Here is a 25,826-nt window from a genome sequence, read left to right on the forward strand (position 1 = left end):
TAAATATGCTGAAGATGATTCAGCATATTTTTTTTAAAGATTTCAATATTTAAGAAAAGTTTAATTACTTTTTTAGTCTGAAATCTCTCATTTTCTTCGTAAATTCACAGCAAATTTAATATAATGACCACAGCAGAAAAAATAGCGGCGCTTCGCCAAAAAATGTCTCAGAATAATATCGATGTTTTTATTGTTTATTCCGCAGATCCGCATATGAGCGAATATTTGCCGCAAGAATGGCAGGAAAGATCTTGGATTTCTGGATTTACGGGTTCTGCAGGATTCGTAGTTATTACAAGAGAAAAAGCGGCACTTTGGACAGATGGACGATATTTTGTACAGGCAGCCATTGAACTTGAAAACTCCGGGATCGATTTGATGAAGGAAGGTGAAGAAGGAACACCAAACTATATCGATTGGATTATTTCACAAACTCCTGAAAATGGGACAGTTGCGGTGAATGCGGTTGCAACTTCAAATGCAAATTGGGAAACATTGGTACAAAAACTTGCTACAAAAAAAATCAAACTGGTAGATTTACCTTTACTAAAAGATATTTGGAGCGAAAGAAGTCCTGGAGCGAAAAAAAATCCAGTTTTTGTTCATCCCATCGAAAGAGCTGGAAAATCTGTTTCGCAAAAACTTTCAGACATTCGCCAAAAAATGGAGGAACACGGTGCGTCGTATCACATAATTTCAAGTCTTGACGACGTTGCATGGACGTTGAATTTAAGAGGAAGTGATGTGCAGGCAAATCCCGTTTTTTTGAGCTATATTATCTTGAGTAAAAATGAGGCGAAACTATTTGTAGATTTAGAAAAACTCGACACAGAAGCAAGAAAACAAATGGATGATTCCAATGTGAAAATGCTTCCTTACGAAGATTTTTATTCTGAGTTAAAAACCATCAATGGAGAAACAGTACTGGTTTCGCCAAACAGCAATCAATCCATCTTTGAGTCGTTAAAAGAAACAAATACCTTTATTAAAGCTCCAGTTCCTGGAAATTTGATGAAAGCGATTAAAAACGAGACCGAACTTGAAGGCTTTAGAACCGTAATGCAGCGAGACGGTGTTGCAATGGTAAAGTTTCTTTATTGGCTGACTCATCAAGCTGGAAAGGAGGCGATGACGGAATATTCCATCGGAAAAAAATTAAGAGGTTTCCGTGAAGAGTGCAAAAATTTCGTTGGTGAAAGTTTCGGAAGTATCATAGGCTATCTTGATAATGGTGCGATTATGCATTACTCTGCAAAAAGTGAAGGCAGCAAAGATGTTACCAATGAGGGTGCAATTCTGGTAGATTCCGGTGGGCAATATTTGGAGGGAACCACCGATATTACCAGAACCGTTGCTTTAGGAAATGTTTCCGATGAATTCAAAGAGAACTCGACTTTAGCATTAAAAGGTTTGATCCAACTTTCGATGGTGAAATTCCCGAAAGGTACGCGTGGAGTTCAACTCGACGCTTTTGCTAGAATGGCACTTTGGAAGGAAGGAAAAGACTACAATCACGGAACTGGACACGGTGTTGGAAGTTTCATGAACGTTCATGAAGGTCCACAAAATATTAGAAAAGACATGAATTTCCAGGATTTGATTCCAGGAATGGTGCTTTCTAATGAACCCGGTTTCTACCTCGATTATCATTACGGAATTCGTCACGAAAACTTAATTGCCGTGAAAGAATGGAAGAAAACCGATTTCGGAAGTTTTTATGAATTTGAAACTTTGACGATTTGTCCATTCGACCGAAACGTAATCGACGTAAATCTTCTTACCGAACCCGAAAAAGAATGGCTCAACAATTACCACCAATGGTGTGAGGAAAAACTTGCCGCAGATTTGGAAGGTGATGTAAAAGACTGGTTTTTGGAAGTGGTGAAACCGATTTAAACCTAAATAAAAAGGAATCCAAAACGGATTCCTTTTTTGTTGTCTATTACTTGCCAAGATAAGACTTCAAAATCTTACTTCTCGTATTATGTTTCAATCTCTTGATTGCTTTCTCTTTAATTTGACGAACTCTTTCTCTCGTCAAATCAAATGTTTCACCAATTTCTTCCAAAGTCATCGGATGCTTTCCATTCAGTCCGAAATAAAGTCGAACCAAATCCGCTTCTCTCGGCGTCAAAGTTTGCAATGCTCTCTCAATCTCGATTTGCAGCGATTCAAGCATCAAATCTTTATCAGGACTTGGTGATTCACCGGAACGTAAAACGTCGTACAAATTAGAATCTTCACCTTCCACAAGTGGTGCGTCCATCGATAAGTGACGGCCGGAATTTTTCATGGATTCCTTGATGTCGTCTTCGCTCATATCCAACACTTTCGCCAATTCTTCCGGAGAAGGTGGTCTTTCATTTTCCTGCTCCAAATGTGCGTAAGCTTTGTTGATTTTGTTGATGGAACCAATCTTATTCAATGGCAATCTCACAATTCTCGACTGTTCCGCCAAAGCCTGCAAAATCGACTGGCGAATCCACCAAACTGCATAAGAAATGAACTTAAAACCTCTCGTTTCGTCATATCTTTTAGCCGCCTTCATCAAACCGAGGTTTCCTTCGTTAATCAAATCGGGAAGTGAAAGTCCCTGATTTTGGTATTGTTTAGAAACAGAAACCACGAAACGCAAATTCGCCTTAATCAGTTTTTCCAGTGCAACTCTGTCTCCTGCGCGAATTTTTTGCGCGAGTTCCACTTCTTCATCTGCTGTAATCAGATCCACTTTTCCGATTTCCTGCAAATACTTGTCGAGCGATGCGGTTTCTCTGTTGGTAACCTGCTTTGTAATTTTTAATTGTCTCATAGAAAAAACAATCCACTTTAAAGACTGCATTTTATTATACGACAGCAAGTAGCAAAAGGTTACAATACTTTAAAAATAAAATCAAGAATGATTTTTTGGGCGACAATTTCCGTCTACAGCTCCCAATCTTTATTGCGGCGGCGAAGCCGCCGCAATAAAGGATTTCCGCTTTCGCCGGGTCGCAGTTTCAATATTTTTAGAAGATTTGTTTTAAAGTGAAAAGCTTTTCCATTTTCCAACATAAAAAATTTGCGAAATCTGTAAAATCCCGAATTCTCCGGACAATTCCGAAAAAAAATGTCAAAATTCATTAAGTCAGAAATGATAAACTTAATTTGAGAAGCCACGAAGTGGCGAAATCATCAGCAAAGGGTGAAGCCCTTTGTGTAGAAAATCATAAAACCAAACAGAGCCACAAAGTGGCGAAATCATCAGCAAAGGGTGAAGCCCTTTGTCTGGAAAACAAAACAACCAAACCGAGCCACGAAGTGGCGTAATCATTACAGACCATTAGTTTCTTTTAGTTCTCATCGCCTTCACCTTCTTCACCGAATCATCTTTTAACAAATTTTGATATGCTGTACTCTCCACCGGAAAAAAAGCAATCTTTGATTCAGAATCCGAATGAACTCCAAAACCATAACGTTTCGCAATCGCAGACGAACGAAGACAAGCCTGTCCTTTTGAGAAAAATTCGGAACGGGCTTTTTCTCTTTCGCTTTCCGAAATATTGTTTTTCTGTACAAAACATTCAAACAAAACTTCGTCGGATGTATATTTATAAGGATTTTCCAAAACCATTTCTATCTGAATATTCGCCAAAGTTTTGTTTCTTTTCACCGGCGGAATTTCGCTTTTAGAAACAGGGGAGTCTTCTGCAATTTCAATTAAGGTATCAATGTAGTTTGTAGTGTGAACTTTCATTTTATGAAAATTTTTAAGTGATGTATTATTTTAACCACATAGTCAAATAGTCAATTAATTTCTTCTTTAAAGGAAAAATAGAAAATACATTTTATACTATTTTATCTTTTTTGAACATGACTTTCATTAAAAATCTATTTGGCTATGTGGCATTAAAACTATTTATGTATGAATGTAATCGCCTTAAATATAAATAAAACTCATTCCGTTGTCTTCGGAATGAGTTTAAATAAATTAATTTCGGATCAATTATTTAATGATTAGTTTATTAGAAGATTTTTTCCCCTCCGATTGGTAATTCAAAATATATACTCCAGATGTTGCTTTTACAGAAACTATATTTTTCCCCTTGTTCACCAAACCGGAATAAACCACTTTACCAGATACATCAGAAACTATAATGTTTCCAGATTTTTCTGCATCAAATGTGAAGGTTCCGTTGCTTGGATTGGGGTAGATATTGTTTTTTGCAAGATTACTTTCGTTCGTAGCTAAAGGAGTCCCACATAAATACGGTTTGAAAGTCACCAATCCCAAAGTAGAGGTATCAACTTGATGCGTGATCACCGCTTCAACCATCGTGTCATCGGAAAGTTCGCCTTCTCTCCAACAGTTATTGGTTGCACTTACTGCATTTGGGGTGTTGTTATAAAGTGCGTAAAGTTGTCCACCATTTCCGTTATCCTTGAAAATGTTTTGACCTGCGCTTCCAAGAGCTCCACCTCCAAGATCAGCTGTAGTGGTATTCACCAAAGTAATTCCCCACAAACTTCCTCGGATTTGGTTTTTTTCAACTTTGAAAGTTCCGTTTCCGTAAAGGTTGATTCCACTTCCGCCGTTCGCAGGAACAGTTTCAACATTATTGTTGGTTAAAATGTTGTTTGAAATTGTTCCGGAGCAGTTATTTCCGGTAATGGTAATTCCGTAACGGTTGTCGGTAACGGTGTTTCCGTCAATCAGCACATTGTTGTAAACTCCCAAAAGCGATGAAACGGAAATTCCACCTACCTTGTCATTGGCTCTATTTCCTATGATGGTATTGTTGAGAATTTTTGTTGTAGACCCTGTTCCACTTGGTCCCATATTGATTTGCGGACGGTTAGAATTCAGTTTGGTGTTCCCGTTAAGATAATTTCCTGTAAATTCAAGAGCAACCGATTGATTTGCTCCTGAAGCAACTGCAGCCAAATCATTTTGTATAAATTGAGAATTTTTCACCACCGGGTTTCCTGTTGAAAAGTTAATTGCAGCGGATGTATTTTGTCCGGATTTAAAATATCTTACAATGCAATTGTCCATCAAGAAATTCCCTGTCAAAGCTTGGATTCCACCACCATATTCCAAAGTTGTATTTTTGAAAGTGGCGGTAGAAGTAGATTCTAGACGAATTCCCTTAAAAACTACAGCAGGATCGGTTGCCGTAATTTTAAAATCGGTTGCGGTCGTGTTATAAGTTCCTGCAACAGTAAGAAGCAGTCCGCCATTGATTTTAAGAGTGGTATTTTCATCCATATTCAAAACATCTCCTGCAGAAATGGTTACATTTGCCGTCATCGAGTAATCTGTGCCGTTATTCACTACAACAGTTGGTGCAGCCGCAGAAAGCGACGCAAGATTATAAGTCACCCCTGTTCCTGGACTTACAAATTGTGAGAATATAAATGTTGAAATGGAAGAAAATAGTAATAAAGATATCTTTTTCATTGAATAAAATTTTTCCCAAAGTTAAAATATTATGGTAGAAATATAAATTTTGAAATGTTAAAAATTAGGCTGTAAATAATTATTTTTGATGAAAATTTTAGCAAAATGCAATTTTCGCCAATTATCATAGGAACCATGCGATGGGGAATTTGGGGAGCCAATCACTCCGAAAACGAAGTTCAGAAATTGATTGAGACTTCTTTGGAATCGGGATTTTCCACTTTTGACCATGCCGATATTTATGGAAATTATACGACCGAAAAATTATTCGGTGACGCTTTTTCTGAAATGGGTATCAATAGGGAAGAAGTGCAACTCATCTCCAAATGCGGAATTGAAATGCCCTGCGAAAACAGAAGTTTTAAGATTAAATCCTACAATTATTCAATAGAACATATTCTAAGTTCAGTTGACCGAAGTTTAGAAAATCTGAAAACCGATTACTTGGATTTGCTTCTTCTTCACCGTCCGTCACCATTGATGAATCCAGAAGAAATTGCAGAAAGTTTCCATATTTTGCGCGAACAGAAAAAGGTTCGTCATTTCGGAGTTTCCAATTTTTCACCTTCGCAGTTTGATTTAATTAATGACGCTTTTCCTTTAATTACCAATCAAATCGAAGTTTCCGTCAATCACACCGATTCTTTCTACGACGGAACTTTAGATCAAATGATGCTGAAAAAATTGCAGCCAATGGCTTGGTCCGTCATGGGAAATTATTTTTCTGAAAATTCGGAACAGAATTCAAGAATTAAAAAAGTGTTGGAAGAACTTTGTCCAAAATATGATGCAGAAGAAAATCAAATTTTGTTAGCATTTATCTTAAAACATCCCGCCAAAATCCTTCCTGTCATCGGAACTTCAAAAGCTGAAACCATCAAAAAATTTAAGGAAGTATTAAACTTAAGTCTTGAAAGAGAAGATTGGTTCAAACTTCTGAAAGCGAGTCAGGGAAAGGAAGTGGATTGAGAGTTAAAGGTGAATTATAGTGCCAGAAAAAACTTGAAGCTTGAAATTTGAAACCTCAAACAAAAGTTTATTGTTGCATATCTGATTTATAGTTGTATCTTGCACCCGTTTTTATATCCGAATTCAATCATTGTTCATCCTTAGTTGAGTTTCATTTATAATTTCAACAGTATTAATTTTTAATTTTTTTTAAGATGAACATTTTTGTTTCAAACATCAACTATGCAACCAAAGAACAGTCGTTGCAAGATTTATTTTCAGAATTTGGTGAAGTATCTTCATCCAAAATTATCACAGACAGAGAAACAGGCAGAAGCCGTGGTTTCGGATTCGTAGAAATGGGCGATGATGAAGGCAAACAAGCCATCGAAGCACTTAACGGAAGAGAATTGGACGGAAAGGAACTGAACGTTTCTGAAGCTAAACCTAAAGAAGACAAACCAAGAAGAAGTTTCGACAACAACCGTGGCGGTGGTTACGGTGGTGGAAACAGAGGCGGTTACGATAGAAATCGTGGCGGATCAAACTGGTAAGATATTTTTTGAAAAAAAGTGAAGCGGCAAATTTATTTGCCGTTTTTTTTTGTTTCGGGATGCGAATTATGAGATTCGAGTCTCAATTAGATATGTTGATTTCTCGCTTCGCTCGAAATGACAGCGACATTAATAATACTTATTTGGGCATCTTTCGGCGCGGCGAAGCCGCGCCGAAAGATGCCTATTTTCCACTAAAGTGAAACTCGTCATTTCGAGCGAAGCGAGAAATCTGTTTTTTTAATCTTTTGCAAGCTGAAAGCTGATTGCCGACAGCAAATTTTATTTTCTTCTAATCAACAAATATGCGTCATTATAATAAATCTGCTCTTTTTGAAAATTCTCCCGAATCAAATTACCGAAAACAATTTTTAAATGATAGTTCCCCAAATCATTTTCCACCGAAATTTCAGGAACGGAAATCTGTCCGGATTGGTTTTTATATTGCGCCATATATTGTTTTATAAAAGGCGTTACTTCCCATTTTTGCTGACCGTTTAAAGTGATAGTTAATAGTAATTGTCCGTTTTGTTGAAGTGTACTTATTAAAATATTATCGTTATTAAATTTCAAATCTCCTTCTTTGTAGTTTGCGAGTGACGCGACATATTCATAACCGCTTACAGAATGGAATTTGTTTTCCGTCACAATCTCAAATCGTTCACCTTGTGGAAATTTTTTGGTGGTTTCAACTTGGGTGAAACGTTTTCTCAACTCGCCCTGAATTCCCCAATAATCCTTCTTTTCAATTGATTTTGCCAATATTTTTTGGTCGTTTGTACTGAGTAAAGTGAATAGAAATTCCTTTTCGTTCCTCTTCGCAAGAAAATCAAACTTGTTGGAAACCTCGTCTGCAACGGTATCTGAAACTTTTTTATGAAAATCGATTTTACCATTTTCAAGCAATTTACTGTCAATCAAAACTTTTTTCAGTTCCGTTTTCTGGCTTCTTTTTGCCACTGAAAAAGTATTCAAATAAGGCATGATTAAAGAGAACAGCCCAAAAGCAAATAAACTGATGGGAACAAATTTAATCGTCGCTTTTCCTGAAAAAATAAAATACAAAACAACTGAAGTGAGCCAAATCGCAAGAATCAAAACGAAATATCTTGGTTCCGTGTAGCCGTATTCTAAAATTCTTGTAAAAATCGCGATAAATAATAGAACGATAAGCGGAATTAAAGTGTAATAGAAAATTTTAGAAAAAACCTTCACCCAAGATTTTGTGGAGTCCTGCTTTAAAGGATGAACCAGAAGCAGCGCTAAAATTCCCACCACCGAATACGCCAAAATCAAATAAGAAACCCAACCTCTCGGAAGTTCCCAATTAATCAAGATTTTTGCGGAATAGAAATAAAGGATGACCGCATAAATAATTAACAGCGGAATGAGAATATACTGGGTGAAAAATTTCAGAATAATCGGGTAGTTGTCGTCTTTTTCAAGAAATTTCAATCCCTTTTCATTGAATAATAAAAAGATAAAGCAGCTTCCGAAAATAGCGAGAAAATAGAAGGTTTCCGCATAATATCGGTCATTGAAGTTGAAGTCGAAAAGTTTGTCAACCGCAAGAATTGCAAGCATAACGCCGCCTGTTAATACGCCTGTAAAAACTCCCGTAAGAAAGGTGTAGATAAAAAGATTTTTGTTGTACTGCCAAAAATTAAGTTCCCTTTTTTCGCCAAAAAATGCAATGAACGAAACCAAAAGATGCGACAAAATAAAAGTTGGAATAATCAAAAAAGCATACTTCTCCGTGAAATCAATCTTTTTTTCGGGAAGTAGAAAATAGAAAAAAATCAGAAAGAGAACGCCAAAAACTTCAAGCAAAATCGCTCTACCAATTCTTTGTGACAACATTTTCAAAGCAAACATCAACGAAATTCCTAAACAGCAAACCATTGTAAATTTCACGAAAACGAAATTGGTTTCCACCGAATCAAAATTTCTTTGCGCGAAGCAAATCAACGAAATTGCTCCAAGTAAGGCCATAAGCAAAACCATGGGATATTCTCTGAGCACGTCGTCAGTTTTCCCAAAAATTTCTTTGAATTTATTTAGCATGATTTATCTTAATATTTTAGAGTCATTGAACCAAAATTTTTTTTATTTTTTCTTCTTCTTTTTACCCTTCTTTTTCTTCTTTTTCTCTGAAGTAATTTCATCAATAAAATCGCTGATTGGGTTTTCAGCCTCCGCATTTTCAACAAGCGGAACAACGGTGGTTTTTATCTCAAAAAACTGATTAAGTTCCGATGGATTCAAAAGTTTTTCATCAATCAAAGTTTTCAACATCTCAGTTCCCGAATTGTCGAAATAATTTTCGAGGAAATTTCTCAACTGAAATTTTTTATAATCTTCAAAGGGAACTGCAACGCTGTATTTAAAAATCCTGCCTTCTTTTTCAGTGCTTAAAAATTCCTTTTCAACTAAAATTTTCATAAAGGTTGAAATGGTATTCTGATGTGGTTTTGGTTCGGGATAATGTTCAATAACATCTTTCATGTATGCATGTTCGATTTTCCATAAAATCTGCATCAAAAGTTCTTCGGAAGGCGTGAGGTGGTTTATTTTCATAATTGATAATCAATAATTGATGATTGATAGAATTTCTGTTCCAAATTTCAAGTTTTTAGTGAAAAAATTCACCATTGACCGCAAAGCGAATTCACCATTTACATTTATTTACTTATTACTTATTGCTAATTACTCATAACAATGTTCGCATAAAGATAAATAAAAGAAACCACACCCGCGATTATTGCGCCCATAAAGACTTCTTTCACCGTATGCCTTTTTAATATGATTCTTGTAATCCCAACCAAAACTGCAATTCCCAACCAAAAAATTCCCAAGACTGGACTTTTAGCAAAGAAAAGTGCCGCCACAAAAACGTTGAAAGCGGTGTGCATGGAACTTTTGATAAAATAGTTGCTCAATTGCATTACCAAAAGTAAAATCAAAAGAAAAATCATGACTAAATCGATGTTTCCGTTATTGAAATAATCAAAAAAAAGATAAGCGATAATTGCCGCAGCAATAAAGAAATAAAGACTTTTTCTTTCATTCCTGTTGGACACATCCATGTTGGAATAGTTACCTTTCTTAACATTCCAAAAAATCCATCCTGAAATCGGAATAATCGTGATTAAAAGGATGGGCAAAAATATTTGGGTTGCTTCCTTCAAAGTATAATTCTGCACGCTAAACCAAACGTAGTAGATCAAGAGTGAAGTAAGTGGATTGAAGAAATTTGAAATAAACTTTGAAATTCCAATAATGATTGATGAATTGGTTTTGAACATTTAATTAATAATATGCTCAAAAATAAGTTTTTTAAATGATTTATATTGTAAAATTTATACTTGTATGCTATCAATAAAGACAAAGATTTTTCCTATTTTTGCATCATATTTCAATTAAACATGAAGGAATTTTCAAAAGAAGTTTACCTTAAATGGTACGAAGAAATGACGATGTGGAGAAGGTTTGAAGACAAATGCCGTTCTCTTTACCTAAAACAGAAAATCCGTGGATTTTTACATTTATATAACGGTCAGGAAGCAATTCCCGCAGGTTTTACCCATGCGATGGATTTAACAAAAGACAGTATGATTACCGCTTACCGCTGCCACATTCATCCAATGGCAATGGGAGTGGACCCGAAAAGAATTATGGCGGAACTTTGTGGTAAAGCTACGGGAACTTCAGGCGGAATGGGTGGTTCTATGCACATTTTCAGCAAGGAGAAAAGATTTTATGGCGGTCACGGAATCGTGGGCGGTCAAATTCCTTTGGGAGCAGGAATCGCTTTTGCCGATAAATATTTTGAAACGGGTGGCGTAAATATCTGTTTCTTCGGTGATGGTGCGGCTCGTCAAGGCTCACTTCACGAAACGTTCAACATGGCGATGAATTGGAAACTTCCGGTTGTTTTCGTGGTTGAAAATAATCAGTATGCGATGGGAACTTCGGTGAAAAGAACTGCAAATCATGAAGATATCTATAAATTAGGTTTGGGTTATGAAATGCCGTGTTTGCCTGTAGATGCGATGGATCCTGAAAAAGTGGCGGAAGCTGCTTTCGAAGCGATTGAAAGAGCTAGACGTGGAGACGGGCCAACTTTTATTGAGGCAAGAACTTATCGTTACAGAGGTCACTCCATGTCCGATGCAGAACCTTACAGAAGTAAAGAAGAAGTAGCAGAACATAAAAAGGACGACCCCATCGAAATCGTGAAACACAGAATTCTCGAAAACAAATGGGCGACAGAAGACGAACTCAACACCATTGATGAAAAATCAAGAGAATTCGTTGAAGAATGTGTGGAATTTATGGAGCAATCACCGTATCCTGATCCAGAGAAAATCTACGAATACGTGTACGCACAGGAAGATTATCCGTTCTTAAATAAATTAGAAAACAATTAATATTAATTTGAAATTTGATGTTTGAGATTTGAATTTATTCCATCTCAAATTTCGAATTTTGAATTTCAAATACGAAGTGAATTATGGCAGAAGTGATTACAATGCCCCGTCTTTCCGACACAATGACGGATGGTAAAGTGGCGAAATGGCACAAAAAAGTGGGCGACGCTGTAAAAGAAGGCGATATTTTAGCGGAAATCGAAACCGATAAAGCGGTACAGGATTTCGAATCTGAATACAACGGAACTCTTTTATATATTGGAACTGAAGAGGGTGGTTCATCACCTGTAGATTCTGTTTTGGCAATTATCGGGAATGAGGGTGAAGATATTTCTGCTTTAAAAGGCGGAAAAGTTGATGAAGGTGTTTCTGAAAAAGTGGAAGAAAAGAAAATCGACGAAGAACATAAAACCGAAAAAGAATCAACCAGCATCGAAAAAGCTGAAAATGTTGAAATTCCAAAAGGTGTAGAAGTCATTACCATGCCTCGTTTATCTGATACGATGACCGAAGGAAAAGTAGCGAAATGGCACAAAAAAGTGGGAGATTCTGTAAAAGAAGGCGATATTCTCGCTGAAATTGAAACAGATAAAGCAGTTCAGGACTTCGAATCGGAAGTAAACGGAACTTTACTTTATTCAGGCGTTGAAGAAGGAGCTGCAAGTCCTGTTGACAGTGTTTTAGCCATTATTGGTCCTGAAGGTACTGATGTTTCTGCAATTGTTGCAGGAGGAGCTCCAAAGTCCGAAGTTAGAAGTCCGAAGTCCGAAGGAGTTGAAAAACCTGCAGAAAAAGTGCAAGTTACTGCCGAAAGCGGAGCGCCGAAAACAGAAGGACGTTTAGCAATTTCACCTTTAGCCAAAAAAATGGCGGAAGAGAAAGGGATCGACGTTCATGCTTTAAAAGGTTCTGGCGAAAATGGCAGAATAGTGAAGAAAGATGTGGAAGAGTTTACACCAGGTGCAACGCAAGTCGCAGCAGAACCAAAAACTGTCGTTGCGAGCGAAGCGAAGCAACCTCAAGTTCAGCCGCAAATCAGTTTCGTTCAGGGTGAAGATTCCGAAACCCCAAATTCACAGGTTAGAAATATTATCGCAAAAAGACTTTCTGAAAGTAAATTTTCCGCACCGCATTATTATCTAATGGTGGAAATCAACATGGATAAAGCTATTGAGGCGAGAAACGAAATCAATTCTTTGCCTGACACGAAAGTTTCCTTCAACGACATGGTGATTAAAGCCACCGCAATGGCGTTGAGAAAACATCCGCAAGTGAACTCAAGTTGGGCAGGAGATAAAATCATCCACCACGGAAATATCAACGTGGGTGTTGCAGTCGCAATTCCGGATGGTTTGGTCGTTCCTGTGTTGAAAAACGCAGATCAAATGAACTACAACCAAATTTCTGCAGCGGTGAAAGATATGGCAGGAAGAGCAAAATCTAAAGGTTTGAAAGCCAACGAAATGGAAGGTTCTACTTTCTCCGTTTCCAATTTGGGAATGTTTGGAATTGAGACCTTTACTTCCATCATCAATCAGCCGAACTCATGTATTCTGTCGGTAGGTGCGATTATTGAAAAACCTGTGGTTAAAAACGGTCAAATCGTGGTGGGAAATACCATGAAACTATCTTTAGCATGCGACCACAGAGTTGTGGATGGTGCGACAGGAGCACAGTTTCTACAAACTTTAAGAACTTATCTGGAGCAACCTTTGACTTTGTTGCTGTAAAAGAATTGAAATAATAAAAAACCCTTTCAGCATTTGAAATGTTGAAAGGGTTTTTAGTTTTTAATCGAAAACGTATAAGATTTATCAGCCAAATTCATTATTTTTGAAACCATGATTAAAGCGAAAAATATTCACAAATCTTACGGCGATTTAGAGGTTTTAAAGGGTGTAGACATTCATATTCTGGAAGGCGAGGTGATTTCTATCGTGGGCGAATCCGGTGCAGGAAAATCTACATTACTGCAAATTCTCGGAACATTGGATTCCCCAACAAATCCTAAAAATTATGATACGCAGATTGCTTTGGCGGGAAAATCATTTATCGAGATGAATGACCGTCAACTTTCAAAATTCAGAAACGAGAATATAGGGTTTGTTTTTCAGTTTCACCAACTTTTGCCGGAGTTTACTGCTTTGGAAAACGTTTTGCTTCCCACCAAAATTTCAGGAAAAAATGAAAGGGAGTCTTTAGACAAAGCTTACTCACTTTTTGAGGATTTGAATATTGCGCACCGACTTCATCATAAACCCAACGAAATGTCAGGAGGTGAAGCGCAGCGAACGGCTGTAGCAAGAGCTTTAATCAATTCCCCGAAAATTATTTTTGCCGACGAGCCCACCGGAAATCTGGATTCGAAAAATGCGGATGATCTGCATCAGCTTTTTTTTGATTTAAGAGATAAATACAACCAAACTTTCGTCATTGTGACGCACAACACCCATCTTGCAGACACGACCGACCGAAAATTGGTGATGAAGGACGGACAGATTATTAATTAAGAGCCAAGTAAAAAGATCCAATAACCAAGTTCAAACAACATCCAACTAAAACCAATGTCCATAAAATTCCTTGCTGAAGACGACCGACCGAGAGAAAAATTTTTGCTGAAAGGCAAGAATTCGCTTTCCGATGCGGAATTGTTGGCCATCATCATGGGAAGCGGAAATCGTGAAGAATCTGCGGTGGAATTGGGAAGAAAGATTTTGGGATCTGTCGGAAATAATTGGCATAACTTGTCTCTGCTCCAAATTTCAGATTTAATGAAGTTTAAAGGTGTGGGTGAAGCAAAAGCAATTTCCATCGCAACGGCGCTGGAAATCGGCAGAAGAAGAGCTGCACAGGAAGTTCCCGAAAAAATCCAAATCAGCAAAAGTGAAGATACTTTCAGAATTCTTCATCCTTATCTCGGCGATTTGCAGACGGAGGAATTTTGGGCGATTTTCTTAAATCAAAACAACCGCGTTTTAGCTAAAAAAAAACTTACTTCGGGCGGAATTAACCAATCAGTGGTAGATGTTCGTATTTTATTTAAAACCGCTCTCGAAAATTTTGCCACCGGAATTATCGTAGCGCACAATCATCCGTCGGGAAATTTAAAACCGAGTCAGGATGATATTAGTATTACGAAAATAATTTCCGAAGCGGGAAAAGTATTAAATATCAAGCTTTTAGATCATATTATTATCACCCAAGATTCTTGGCTAAGCTTTGCAGAGGAAAATTTGTTATGATTAAAATCTTAAAAAACAATGAAATAGATTTTAAAAAATACAATGAATGTTTAGAAAAATCTGTTCAGAAAAACTTTTATGCAAAAAGGGAAATTTTGGATCACCTCTGCGAATCGTGGGAACTTTTAATCTGGAATGATTATCAATATATGATGCCTGTTCCAATCAAAAGAAAATTAGGGTTGAAGTTCGCAGTGATGCCGCTTTTTTGTCAACAATTAGGGATTTTTGGCGAAGATCAAAACGCAGAAATTGAGGTGCAGTTTTTTAAATTTCTACAAAATAAGTACAGCGTTATTTCATATTCATTCAATTTTCAAAATTCATTTCCTACTCATTTAAAGAGAAAGAAAAACTATTTCATTGAACCTAAAGAATATAAAATTTTAAGAAAAGATTATTTCAAGGGAAGAAAATCAACGGTTAAAACCGCACAATACTTAAATTTTGCAGAAGTAAAATTGACGGAAAATATTCAGTTCATCCAAAATCATTTTAAAGGTTTAGATAAAAAAAATGATGTGCGGAAATTCTTTAATTATCTGCTTTTTTTGGATCGTAAAAATTTGTTAAAAATTTTCGGATCATTCAAAGATCAACAACTTACCAATTTGGCCATTTTGGTGGATAGCGAAAATCGATATTCGCTTTTGGGTTTAATTAACGATGAGAAATTTAAACTCGATAATGGCGCATCTTTCCTAATTGACCGAATTCTGCAGGAAAACATTCATCAAAAATCTTTCGATTTCATGGGCGGAAGCATTCGTGGAATTGAGGTTTTCTTCAAAAGTTTCGGCGCGGAGCTTCAGGAATATCCCATCATCGAAAATTCCAAAAAAGATTTATTGAGGAACTTCTTTAAAAAGTAGCAAATTATCATTAAATTTGCATCCTCAAAAGAACCGAATGATAGATTCGCCTTATTTTCCTTACGCATTTGCGCTTGTCGTTGCGATTCCGTTTCTGATTTTCATCAGACAATTCGTTTACACCTACATCAAACTCAAAAATCAAGAGATTAAATTATTAACGATTAAAGGAAATTCGGAACAAAGAGTTCATGCCTACGAAAGACTGACTCTGTTCTTGGAAAGGTTGAAACCGTCAAACCTCGTCACCAAATTCGATCCTAATTTAGCCGTTCACGAGTACTTATTCCTCACCGAAAAAACCATTAATGAAGAGTTTGATTACAACGCTTCACAGCAACTTTACCTTACCAAATCTTCATGGAATAACGTGGTGAACTCCAAAAATAACATCCTTCATCTTCTTCACAATACCTACGAAAACTTGAGTAAAGAAGCAACTTTGCAGGATTTCAAAACGGTTTTTTTGATGAATTATATGAACGGTGAAGATTACATCTCGCAAAGTCTAGAGGATTTAAGAAAAGAAAACTTAATTGTAAATTAAAATAAATAATGATACCAAATTTTAAAGCCCATCCATGGCACGGAATTACAGCAGGTGAAGATGCGCCAAATGTTGTAAATGTTTTCATAGAAATCGTTCCGAGCGATACCATAAAATATGAAGTAGATAAAGCAAGCGGTTACTTAAAAGTGGACAGACCGCAACAATTTTCAAATATTATTCCCGCACTTTATGGATTTATTCCAAGGACTTATTGTCATGATGGCGTCATGAGATTAGCGGTCGAAAGTGGTGCAGATGACGTTAAAATGGGTGATCTTGATCCACTTGATATTTGTGTTTTGAGTTCTCACAATATTCATGCAGGTGGAATGTTGATGGAGGCGATTCCAATTGGTGGTTTCAAAATGATCGACAAGGGTGAAGCAGACGATAAAATTGTGGCAGTGATGAAAGGTGACCATGCTTTCGGACATTTCAGAGATATTTCTGAACTTCCACAAGCTGAAGTAAAGAGGTTGATGCACTATTTTCTGACTTATAAGAATCTTCCGGACGAGCCTGCAAAATGTAGAATCCAGGAAGTTTACGGAGCGGAACACGCTAAAAAAGTAATCCTTGCCTCACAGCATGATTACGCCAATAAATTTGGTGGATAGAAATATCCACGAATTCAATGTGAAAAGACAGATGTAGTACATTTGTCTTTTTTTATTTTTTGATTAAAACCCATTGAGAATATAAAATAAATGTGTATTTTCGGATATTATTTCATTAACAAAAATTAACATTAAAAAGTAATCTATGGATTTATTTATTTTAGTACCAATTTTTGGTATTATTGCATTGATTTACACTTTTGTTCAGAGTTCTTGGGTAAACAAGCAACCCGCAGGAAATGAGCGAATGCAGGAAATCAGCGGTCACATTGCAGATGGTGCAATGGCGTTCTTGAAGGCAGAATACAAAATCATGCTGTATTTCGTTGCCATTGTTGCGATTTTATTAGGTTTAATGGGAGCTTCCAACGCCAATTCACATTGGACGATTGGGATTGCCTTTATTTTTGGAGCGATTCTTTCAGCTTTGGCTGGATTTATCGGGATGAAGATTGCCACAAAATCCAACGTAAGAACAGCTGAAGCCGCAAAAACTTCTTTATCAAAAGCGCTGAAAGTGTCGTTCACAGGAGGTTCCGTAATGGGAATGGGTGTTGCAGGATTAGCGGTTTTAGGTTTGGGAGCAGCTTATTTAATTATTAAACAGATTTTCGCTCCAGATGCAGCGGTTGATACGCATGAAATGGAAAGAACCATCGAGATTCTTACCGGATTTTCATTGGGAGCAGAATCCATCGCACTTTTCGCAAGAGTAGGTGGAGGAATTTATACAAAAGCAGCCGACGTTGGAGCGGACTTGGTTGGAAAAGTTGAAGCAGGAATTCCTGAAGACGACCCAAGAAACCCTGCAACAATCGCGGATAACGTGGGAGATAACGTAGGAGACGTTGCCGGAATGGGAGCGGATTTATTCGGTTCTTATGTGGCGACAGTTTTAGCGACCATGGTTTTAGGTAGAGAAACTTTCTCTCAAGATGCTTTCGGCGGTTATGCGCCAATTCTTTTACCAATGATGATTGCGGGAACTGGAATTATTTTCTCCATCATTGGAACTTTCTTTGTAAAAATTAGTGAAAATACTGAACATGATACCGCTCCAGTTCAAAATGCATTAAACTTTGGAAACTGGGGAAGTATTGTTTTAACAGCAATTTCTTCTTATTTTTTAGTAAATTATTTGTTGCCGGAAACCATGACTTTAAGAGGTCACGAATTCACAAAAATGGGTGTTTTCGGAGCGATTATGGTTGGTCTAGTCGTAGGAACTTTAATGAGTATCATTACTGAATACTATACCGCAATGGGAAAAAGACCGGTGAAAAGTATTGTGAAACAATCTTCAACAGGTCACGCTACAAACATCATCGGTGGACTTTCTGTGGGAATGGAATCTACACTTTTACCTATTTTGGTTTTAGCGGGTGGAATTTATGGTTCTTATCTTTGTGCAGGACTTTACGGAGTTGCAATCGCTGCAGCCGGAATGATGGCGACAACAGCAATGCAATTGGCAATTGACGCATTTGGACCTATTGCAGATAATGCGGGAGGAATCGCAGAAATGAGCGAATTACCAAAAGAAGTTCGTGAAAAAACGGATATTTTAGATGCGGTTGGAAATACCACTGCAGCAACAGGAAAAGGTTTCGCAATCGCTTCTGCAGCTTTAACAGCTTTAGCTTTATTTGCAGCTTTCGTGGGAATTGCAGGTATCGATGGAATTGATATTTACAGAGCCGATGTTTTGGCAGGATTATTTGTGGGAGCTATGATTCCGTTTATATTCTCTTCATTGGCGATTACTGCGGTAGGAAAAGCAGCAATGGCGATGGTGGAAGAAGTGCGTCGTCAGTTCCGTGAAATTCCTGGAATTTTGGAAGGAAAAGCAGTTCCTGAATACGAAAAATGTGTGGCGATTTCTACTGATGCATCAATCAAGAAAATGCTTTTACCGGGAGCAATTGCAATTGTTTCTCCGCTTTTGGTCGGATTTATTTTCGGACCTGAAGTTTTGGGAGGTTTCCTTGCAGGTGCAACGGTTTCAGGAGTTTTGATGGGAATGTTCCAAAACAATGCAGGTGGAGCATGGGATAACGCGAAGAAATCTTTTGAGAAAGGAGTTGACATTAATGGGAAAACTTTCTACAAAGGTTCAGAACCGCACAAAGCTTCCGTTACGGGCGATACTGTAGGTGATCCATTTAAAGATACTTCTGGACCTTCCATGAATATCTTGATTAAATTGATGTCGATTGTTTCTCTGGTAATTGCACCAACTTTGGCAGTTTTACATAAAGATAAAATTGATGCAAACCGTAAAGCAAAATTAGAGGCTCTTCAATTGGCAACTGCAGGAACAACAGCTCACGCAACTTCTGCAGCAGCACAGGATTCTATGGAATACGATATTTCTGCACCAACCGGAAAATTGAATGAAAGCGGAGATTTCGTTTACGATACAGGAACAATTAAAGCGATAAAACTGCCGAATGGTGAAACTTTGAACATTGGTCAAAGCAGCCAGATTTCTTATTTGGCAGATGGCTTGTCGAAGAAAGACCAAACTTTACTAGAGAAAGAAAAATGGTTCACCATTGAAAATCTTTATTTCGAAACAGGTAGCGAAAAATTGAAACCTGGAGCTGAAACTCAATTGGATAATATTGCAAGACTTTTGAACGCCTATCCGAACTTAAGAGTGAAATTGGGTGGTTACACGGATAACACCGGAAACGAAGGAAGCAACAAAACGTTGTCAAATCTTCGCGCGCAAAGTGCTAAATTATATTTGATGAATTTGGGAATCGCTGCGGATCGAGTAGAAGCAGAGGGTTACGGTTCTCAATTCCCTGTTTGTCCATCGAATGACACCGATGAATGTAAAGCACAAAACAGAAGAATCGATGTGAGGGTTTTGAGTTTGTAAGAATATATTTTTAAATATGAATCCCGGCTGTAAAGTCGGGATTTTTTATCAAAGAAAAATTAAAAATCTTAGGCTGCTTTCGTAACAATTTCGGCTTTATCCTTGTCTAAAATTGTATAGGCTTTGCAGATTTCATTATGCTCTTATTTTAATTCCCAATTCCCAAGGAACTGGTCTAAAAAGTTGGATAACATTTACGTAATTCAAAAAATTTCTCATAGGAAAGCCATAAGTTTGGCTTTTTTCCGAAATCATCAATAATTTTAGAACTTCACCATCATCACCACTTCTTTTCCATCCCTCAAAACACTCACAGGAAGTTCTTCACCCGAATTTACTTTCGATAAACAATCCATATAAGAATACACTTCCTTCACTTCGCATTTGCCGATTTTGGTGAGAATGTCGCCCGATTTTATTCCTGCGTTTGCGGCGGGACGATTTTCCGAAACTCCATCGATGTGAAGTCCGTCTTTTGTGTCGGCATAACTCGGCATAATTCCTAATGTTACTTTGTATTTTGGAACGGCTTTGCTTTGAGCCATTTTGGTTTTGGTGAAATCCAAATGTTCCATTTCGGATAAACCATTCGTTAGATTGAAAACGTAATTGGTAATCTTATTCAAACCGTCGAAATTGATGAGATCTGTATCATCACTCGGTTTGTGGTAATCACTGTGTGTCCCGGTGAACAGAAAAAGTACCGGAATATCCTTCAAATAAAAACTCGTATGATCGCTTGGTCCAACACCAGAACTGTCGATGGCGAGATTGAATCCTGCAGGTTTGTATCGTTTCACCATTTCACCAAAAGATGGGGAAGTTCCAACACCACCGATGGTTAAATCTTTGTCTTTATTCAGTCTTCCAATCATGTCGAGATTAATCATGGCGGAAACGTTCGGATTTGCAGGAAGATTTTCAGCCATGAATTTTGAACCCATCAAACCGTCTTCTTCACCCGCAAAAAGCGCAAAAGCATAATTCACTTTTTCTTTGGTTTTATTTTGGGAAAGAATTCTCGCCATTTCCAAAACTGCGGAAACTCCGGAAGCGTTATCATCGGCTCCGTTGTGGATTTGTCCTTCGGAATTCATTAAGGTAGAGTTGTGGTGCTCGTTCAAACCAAGATGATCGTAATGTGCACCGATGACGATGGTTTTTGCGGCCTTATTATCAAGAAAACCAATAACATTTGTTCCGTTGATTTTTACGGAAGAACTTTCTTCGTGCGGATTGAGTTTGACAAAATACTCAAAGTCCTGATTGTAGCTTTTCCCGACAAAAGGTTTCAATTTCAGCTTTCCGAATTCATCGGAGATAAATTTTACAGCTTTTTTTGCGCCCTCACTTCCTGTTAATCGTCCTTTTAAGTCATCGGAAGCGAGATAAGTTACCGTTTTCTTCAAATTATTTTCAGAGACATTCTCGATGGGATCACTTTCAACCCAATCTGCGATAAAAACATTCGTTTCATGCGGTTTGTCTCCATTTCTGTTGCTTGCAAAAACCAATTTTTTTCCATCTTTTGAAAACATTGGAAACGCATTGAATTCACTTTCATAAGTAATTTGCTTTAAATTTTTCCCATCAATATCGATGGAATAAATCTGGAAATCATAACCCCTTGTAGAATGATGGTTGGAAGAAAACAAAATCTTTTTATCTGATGGATGAAAATAAGGTGACCAGTTGGCTTTTCCTAAATGGGTAACTTGCTTCAAATCTGTTCCGTCAATATTCATCGTGTAGATTTCCATATTGGTTGGAGCGACGAGATTTTGGGCTAAAAGTTCTCTGTATTCTTTCACCTCCTTTTCAGAAGTCGGTCTTGAAGAACGGAATACCAATTTTTTGGAATCATGCGAGAAGAAAGCTCCACCATCATAACCCAATCCGAAAGTGAGCTGTTTCAAATTTTTTCCGTCAATATCCATTCTCCATAATTCCAAATCGCCGCTTCTTGTGGAAGTGAAAACGATATATTTTCCATTGGGAGAAACTACTGCTTCTGCGTCATAGCCAGGAGAATCGGTAAGTTTTTTTACGATTTTCCCATTTAAATCCGCCACATAAATATCGAATTCGGCATAGATCGGCCACAAATATTTTCCGTCACTTCTCGGTGCAGGTTTTGGCGGGCATTCTTTGTTGGCTTCGTGGGTGGAAGCGTAGAGAATATGTTTTCCATCGGGCATGAAAAAGGAACAGGTCGTTCTGCCGTTTCCTGTGGAAATTAACTTTAAATCTTTGTTTCCTGTAATTTTCTTGTTTAAATCTAAAAGATAAATCTGGTCGCAATGTGCGCCAATTGCAGGATTGGTTATTTGAAGTGTCAGATTTTTTCCGTTGGGAGAGAAATAAGCTTCTGCATTATCGCCACCGAAAGTGAGTTTCTGAATATTTTTGAGGTTGTTTTCCTGAGAAAAAGCCAGCGCTGAAAAACTTAAAAAAGTAAGTTTGAACAAATTTTTAGAAAAATTCATGGTAAAATATTGATTACCATCAAATATACAAAAAATGCCAAAGTAAATTTTGGCATTTCTGATTTAAAAAAGGTAATGTTATGGACTTACGATGTGCCAGGAAACCAAACGAGTTTCTAAGAAGTCCTTTCCATAGATTGCATGACAAACATCTTTAACTTTTCCCAATCCACTTTTGTAGGAGACCTCCTGCGTTTCTGGTAAGAGATTGGTTTGGGTAGAAAGTGGGATTGGCGTAGGTTTTATAAACCCATTTGTTCCCGACGTTTAGATTAAAGAAATTGTCTTTTTGTTCAGAAGGTGGTGTGATTGAATCATCGGTTCTTTGACACGAAATAACGGAGAACAAAACACCCACCAATAAGAAATTGATTATTTTTTTCATAGCTTACTTTTTATATTGAACGAAAACTTTCCACAGGATATTGTGTGAATTTAATAAAAATTAACACGATATTTTAAAATATTCGAAAGAATATCTACAAATATTAAAACGGGTAGCCGAAGGCAATATTCAAAACAGGTTTCAGCGGTTGCCATTTCTGAATCACCCATCGTTCTCCAGTTGGTCGGTTCGGATCGTACACTTTGTAGGCAGCATCAATTCTCACGGTGATGTAGGCGACATTAATCCTTAAACCTAAACCACTTCCGACTCCCATCTGCGAAATAAATTTGCTGAATCTGAACTGGTCGCCAAAACCATTGTCTTTCAAACTCCAGATGTTTCCTGCATCCACGAAAAATGCACCTTCAAACATTTTGGTAAAAGGAACACGATATTCGATATTGGTAGTAAGTTTTACATTATCCATTACGTACGAACGCACTTTTTCATCCAGTTGCGAATCAGCGGGACCAAGTCCGCCAAAAACACGCCAAGCACGAATGTCATTGGAGCCACCGTTAAAATAGGAACGCACAAAAGGCATTTGCTTGGAGTTTCCGTAAGGGATTCCCAAACCAATGACTTGCCTCAATGCAATCGTTTGGTTTCCAAAAACATTGAAATATTTCCTGACGTCAAAATCAAATTTCACGAATTGTGAGTAAGGAATATCAAATATGGTTCGAGACTCACCGGAAATCACCCCGTCTTTATTTTTTTTTGCGTTGAATAAAGAAAAAACATTTCCAGCAAGCTCAACTTTGCCGTTGAAATAAAACGGATTCGGTCGGTCTTTTTTCCCGATTTCATTATACACGAAATTATAAATCATCGATGAAATCAATACGTCTTGGGTTTGTCGGTCTTTGTTGATCAATGACTGTACGAATGAATTAAATTTCGAAAGATTTTCACCTGAAAGAGAATTCCTAAAAGCTTCATCACTCATGATCATAGAAGATGCGTCATCCGAACTTATTTGTCCCGATTCAACCTCGTCCAGAAGCGTAGGTGAATAAATGTCGAACATTTCATTCCTCACTCGCTCGTCTCCGGGAAAAAAATCGTAGTATTTGTCTTTGTTCTGCGTGAAACTTAACTGTGTATTGAACAGCGATAACCGATGTGAAACAACGTCGTTTACATTCGCAAAATAATTAAGTCCCGCATTGAAGCCGATTCTTCCCAAACCAATATTATCCTGAACCGAAGTTCCCAAGGTAATCGAAGTTGTTGGGGAATATCTTTTTGGTATCAATTTCCAAGTTTTGAACGGAAGAAGAAGTCGCGGAAAATTAAGCGCTGCTTGTGCTGATATTTCGTAAGCTAAACTTCTTTTGTCGGTGTTTTTTGTACTCACCACCGAACCAAAAATTCCGGAAATGCTCGTCGTAAGGTTTTCTGCACCGCCAAAAACATTTCTCGTGGTTAAATCAACAGAGGGTGAAATACCAAGATTAAGAATTTGTGAATAATTGATGTCGGTTGCCAATTTCAAATCATATTTTGGCAGCGGAGCGAGATAGTAACTTACATCAAGAATACTGTCACTTCCTTTGCGAAGAATTTCTTTATAATTCAAAATGCTGAAATTGTTCATCGCGTTGATGTTCCTTTTGGTAAGGTCGAGATTTTTTTGGTTATAAACTTCGCCCTTTTTTAAGATAATCGGTCGCCAAAGTGACATTGTTTTGTACTGGTTATCAAGTTTATAAAAATTAATGCCTAAAACAGAATCCCTTTCGGTTTCCAATGTATCTGAAAGTTTTTCCATCAGATGAACTTTGATGTCGCCAATGGTGGTGATTTTATAGGGAGAATCTGCAGAATCTTTGTGAATATCCATCGTCAGCGGAACCTGTTTTCTGCTTTGCAAAGTGTCCGCAGTAAAATAAATTTCTTCGTTGGAATTGTTGAATTTGTAATAACCTCGGGATTTCATCAAATCATTAATTCTTTTCACTTCTTTTTCGAGGACAGATTGATCCAGGATGTCCTTTCCTTTCACCAAACTTTTCGACAAATCTTCTTCATAAATCGATTTAATGGCGTGATCAGGAATATTGTAGTAATAATCGCTAATATAAGTTGGATCTTTGTGGGTGATCAAATAATTTACCTGCGCTTTTTTCGCAGCAGAATCTAAATCGTGGGTGAACTTTACATCAGTGTCCCAATAACCTTTATACACGAGAAATTTTCGGATAGAAGTAGCACTGATTTCAGTTTTCGCCTGGTCGAGAATTACGGGAGGTTGCCCAATATTATGCATAAATCTTTCAAAAAAAAGACTTTTTCCCAACCATTCCGGATGTCTGTATTTTAAGAAGAGGGAATCCCTAAGTCTCTGATTCCTCATTTCCGAAGGATACGTCATGTATTCCGCAAGAATCGAGTCGTATTTTGGGTTGGTCGCATTATACATCCAAAGTCCCACCGGAAAAAAGAAGAGTTGCTTTTTGTTGGGTTTTTGGCTTACATGTTCCGGAACCTCATCGTCGTGAACTTTTCCGTCTTCATATTTAAAGGTGTTTTTGGTGAGCAAATATTCACCGTCGGGAACTTTTTTCGTAGTGCTGCACGCATAAAGAAAAAGAATCGTAATTGCGGGTAAGAAAAATAAATAATACTTTTGAAAATATTTTGATAAATGCTTACTGCTCATAAAATAAAGATTTTACAGTCTCTCGACAAAAAGAAGTTCAGACAAAAATACAATTTGTTTTTGGTTGAAGGCAACAAAACCATCAAAGAAATCCCCAATTCCCACTTTAAAATAAAGGAAATTTTCTCCGTAAATCCCGATGAAATTTCTACTGAAAATGTAGCCGCATCACAAATTACGCCAAACGAATTAAAAAAAATCAGTTTTTTGCAACATCCGAAAGATTCGGTGGCGGTTTGTGAACTTATTAACGAAAAATTTTTAGAAAATCTTTCTATCCAATTGGTTTTGGACGGCATTCAGGATCCAGGAAATTTGGGAACCATGATTCGACTTGCGGATTGGTTTGGAATCGAGCAGATTATTTGCAGTGAAGATACCGTGGATTTTTATAATCCAAAAGTCATACAGGCTTCCATGGGCTCTTTCTTAAGGGTAAATATCGTTTACAAAAATTTAACAGGATATTTAAAGAATTCAACATCAGAAAACATCGGAACCGACATGGATGGAATGAATTTTTATGAATATGATTTTCCTGAAAAATTCAATCTTATTCTCGGAAATGAAGGCAACGGAATCCGCCCCGAAACTGAAAATTTACTCACCCAAAAAATCACCATTCCCCGTTTTGGAAAATCCACGGAAAGTTTGAATGTTTCGATAGCGGCTGGAATTATTTTGGGGCAGATTTTTTCAAAGAAATTTTAATAGATATTTTCTCGAAGATTTAGCAAATTACGCACATTT

General features: G+C 37.3%; 22 protein-coding genes. 12 read left to right on the plus strand and 10 right to left on the minus strand.

The window, feature by feature from the left end; all coding sequences use genetic code 11:
• The first annotated feature begins 123 nt into the window (after positions 1-123).
• Positions 124-1,896 (plus strand): aminopeptidase P family protein, encoded by a 1,773-nt coding sequence (locus tag J4771_RS01780; protein ID WP_224135833.1) that lies wholly within the window; start codon positions 124-126, stop codon positions 1,894-1,896.
• Between the two features lie 46 nt (positions 1,897-1,942).
• Here the strand turns inward: J4771_RS01780 and J4771_RS01785 are convergent, their stop codons facing one another.
• The 4 genes from J4771_RS01785 to J4771_RS01800 all read right to left on the minus strand — a co-directional run bounded on the left by J4771_RS01785 (position 1,943) and on the right by J4771_RS01800 (position 5,437).
• Complete coding sequence (locus J4771_RS01785) at positions 1,943-2,809, minus strand: sigma-70 family RNA polymerase sigma factor (RefSeq protein ID WP_224135835.1); 867 nt, start codon at positions 2,807-2,809, stop codon at positions 1,943-1,945.
• A 330-nt stretch (positions 2,810-3,139) separates the two neighbouring features.
• Entirely contained in the window at positions 3,140-3,310 is a 171-nt protein-coding gene (locus J4771_RS01790) for a hypothetical protein (protein ID WP_224135836.1), read from the minus strand.
• A gap of 9 nt (positions 3,311-3,319) precedes the next feature.
• On the minus strand, positions 3,320-3,733 hold the full coding sequence (locus J4771_RS01795) for a DUF6157 family protein (protein WP_224135838.1): 414 nt from the start codon (positions 3,731-3,733) through the stop codon (positions 3,320-3,322).
• 249 nt (positions 3,734-3,982) lie between these two features.
• Complete coding sequence (locus J4771_RS01800) at positions 3,983-5,437, minus strand: T9SS type A sorting domain-containing protein (RefSeq protein ID WP_224135840.1); 1,455 nt, start codon at positions 5,435-5,437, stop codon at positions 3,983-3,985.
• Positions 5,438-5,542: 105 nt separating this feature from the next.
• On the opposite strand from J4771_RS01800, the gene J4771_RS01805 reads away from it, so the two are divergent.
• Both J4771_RS01805 and J4771_RS01810 read left to right on the plus strand, forming a co-directional pair.
• On the plus strand, positions 5,543-6,406 hold the full coding sequence (locus J4771_RS01805) for an aldo/keto reductase (RefSeq protein WP_224135841.1): 864 nt from the start codon (positions 5,543-5,545) through the stop codon (positions 6,404-6,406).
• 194 nt (positions 6,407-6,600) lie between these two features.
• On the plus strand, positions 6,601-6,939 hold the full coding sequence (locus J4771_RS01810) for an RNA recognition motif domain-containing protein (protein ID WP_224135842.1): 339 nt from the start codon (positions 6,601-6,603) through the stop codon (positions 6,937-6,939).
• A gap of 282 nt (positions 6,940-7,221) precedes the next feature.
• Here J4771_RS01810 and J4771_RS01815 read toward each other — a convergent pair whose 3' ends face one another.
• The 3 genes from J4771_RS01815 to J4771_RS01825 all read right to left on the minus strand — a co-directional run bounded on the left by J4771_RS01815 (position 7,222) and on the right by J4771_RS01825 (position 10,244).
• The gene (locus J4771_RS01815; protein ID WP_224135843.1) at positions 7,222-9,003 is read right to left on the minus strand and encodes a DUF4153 domain-containing protein; all 1,782 of its coding nucleotides are present in this window, start codon (positions 9,001-9,003) and stop codon (positions 7,222-7,224) included.
• Positions 9,004-9,045: 42 nt separating this feature from the next.
• A complete protein-coding gene (locus J4771_RS01820; RefSeq protein WP_224135844.1) occupies positions 9,046-9,516 on the minus strand; it encodes a BlaI/MecI/CopY family transcriptional regulator in 471 nt (156 codons plus the stop codon).
• A 125-nt stretch (positions 9,517-9,641) separates the two neighbouring features.
• Positions 9,642-10,244: a phosphatase PAP2 family protein gene (locus J4771_RS01825; protein ID WP_224135845.1), complete on the minus strand. Its 603-nt coding sequence runs from the start codon at positions 10,242-10,244 to the stop codon at positions 9,642-9,644.
• Positions 10,245-10,364: 120 nt separating this feature from the next.
• Between J4771_RS01825 and pdhA the strand changes: the two genes are divergently transcribed.
• The 8 genes from pdhA (at position 10,365) to J4771_RS01865 (ending at position 19,537) form a co-directional block, all read left to right on the plus strand.
• Entirely contained in the window at positions 10,365-11,369 is a 1,005-nt protein-coding gene (gene pdhA, locus J4771_RS01830) for a pyruvate dehydrogenase (acetyl-transferring) E1 component subunit alpha (RefSeq protein WP_224135846.1), read from the plus strand.
• Between the two features lie 83 nt (positions 11,370-11,452).
• Positions 11,453-13,099, plus strand: a complete 1,647-nt coding sequence (locus J4771_RS01835) for a 2-oxo acid dehydrogenase subunit E2 (RefSeq protein ID WP_224135847.1) — start codon at positions 11,453-11,455, stop codon at positions 13,097-13,099.
• A 111-nt stretch (positions 13,100-13,210) separates the two neighbouring features.
• The gene (locus tag J4771_RS01840) at positions 13,211-13,879 is read left to right on the plus strand and encodes an ABC transporter ATP-binding protein (protein WP_224135849.1); all 669 of its coding nucleotides are present in this window, start codon (positions 13,211-13,213) and stop codon (positions 13,877-13,879) included.
• Positions 13,880-13,933: 54 nt separating this feature from the next.
• Positions 13,934-14,611 carry a RadC family protein gene (gene radC, locus J4771_RS01845; protein WP_224135851.1) on the plus strand — a complete coding sequence of 226 codons (678 nt, stop codon included), beginning with the start codon at positions 13,934-13,936 and terminating at the stop codon, positions 14,609-14,611.
• Positions 14,608-15,483: a hypothetical protein gene (locus tag J4771_RS01850; RefSeq protein ID WP_224135853.1), complete on the plus strand. Its 876-nt coding sequence runs from the start codon at positions 14,608-14,610 to the stop codon at positions 15,481-15,483. Before radC ends, J4771_RS01850 begins: the two co-directional genes overlap by 4 nt.
• A 37-nt stretch (positions 15,484-15,520) precedes the next feature.
• Positions 15,521-16,030 carry a DUF7935 family protein gene (locus J4771_RS01855; RefSeq protein WP_224135855.1) on the plus strand — a complete coding sequence of 170 codons (510 nt, stop codon included), beginning with the start codon at positions 15,521-15,523 and terminating at the stop codon, positions 16,028-16,030.
• Between the two features lie 8 nt (positions 16,031-16,038).
• Positions 16,039-16,650 (plus strand): inorganic pyrophosphatase, encoded by a 612-nt coding sequence (locus J4771_RS01860; RefSeq protein ID WP_224135856.1) that lies wholly within the window; start codon positions 16,039-16,041, stop codon positions 16,648-16,650.
• Positions 16,651-16,795: 145 nt separating this feature from the next.
• Entirely contained in the window at positions 16,796-19,537 is a 2,742-nt protein-coding gene (locus J4771_RS01865; protein WP_224135857.1) for a sodium-translocating pyrophosphatase, read from the plus strand.
• A 263-nt stretch (positions 19,538-19,800) separates the two neighbouring features.
• Here J4771_RS01865 and J4771_RS01870 read toward each other — a convergent pair whose 3' ends face one another.
• The 3 genes from J4771_RS01870 to tamL form a co-directional block, all read right to left on the minus strand.
• On the minus strand, positions 19,801-22,023 hold the full coding sequence (locus tag J4771_RS01870; protein WP_224135858.1) for a M20/M25/M40 family metallo-hydrolase: 2,223 nt from the start codon (positions 22,021-22,023) through the stop codon (positions 19,801-19,803).
• A gap of 154 nt (positions 22,024-22,177) precedes the next feature.
• Positions 22,178-22,408, minus strand: coding sequence for a hypothetical protein (locus J4771_RS01875; RefSeq protein WP_224135859.1), 231 nt, complete (start codon positions 22,406-22,408; stop codon positions 22,178-22,180).
• Positions 22,409-22,511: 103 nt separating this feature from the next.
• Positions 22,512-25,076 carry a translocation and assembly module lipoprotein TamL gene (tamL, locus tag J4771_RS01880; RefSeq protein WP_224135860.1) on the minus strand — a complete coding sequence of 855 codons (2,565 nt, stop codon included), beginning with the start codon at positions 25,074-25,076 and terminating at the stop codon, positions 22,512-22,514.
• On the opposite strand from tamL, the gene J4771_RS01885 reads away from it, so the two are divergent.
• Positions 25,062-25,787 carry a TrmH family RNA methyltransferase gene (locus J4771_RS01885; protein ID WP_224135861.1) on the plus strand — a complete coding sequence of 242 codons (726 nt, stop codon included), beginning with the start codon at positions 25,062-25,064 and terminating at the stop codon, positions 25,785-25,787. The two genes, tamL and J4771_RS01885, sit on opposite strands and share 15 nt — an antisense overlap.
• The last annotated feature ends 39 nt before the right edge of the window (positions 25,788-25,826 follow it).

The sequence above is a fragment of the Candidatus Kaistella beijingensis genome (assembly GCF_020084865.1).
In the GTDB taxonomy this organism is placed as follows: domain Bacteria; phylum Bacteroidota; class Bacteroidia; order Flavobacteriales; family Weeksellaceae; genus Kaistella; species Kaistella beijingensis.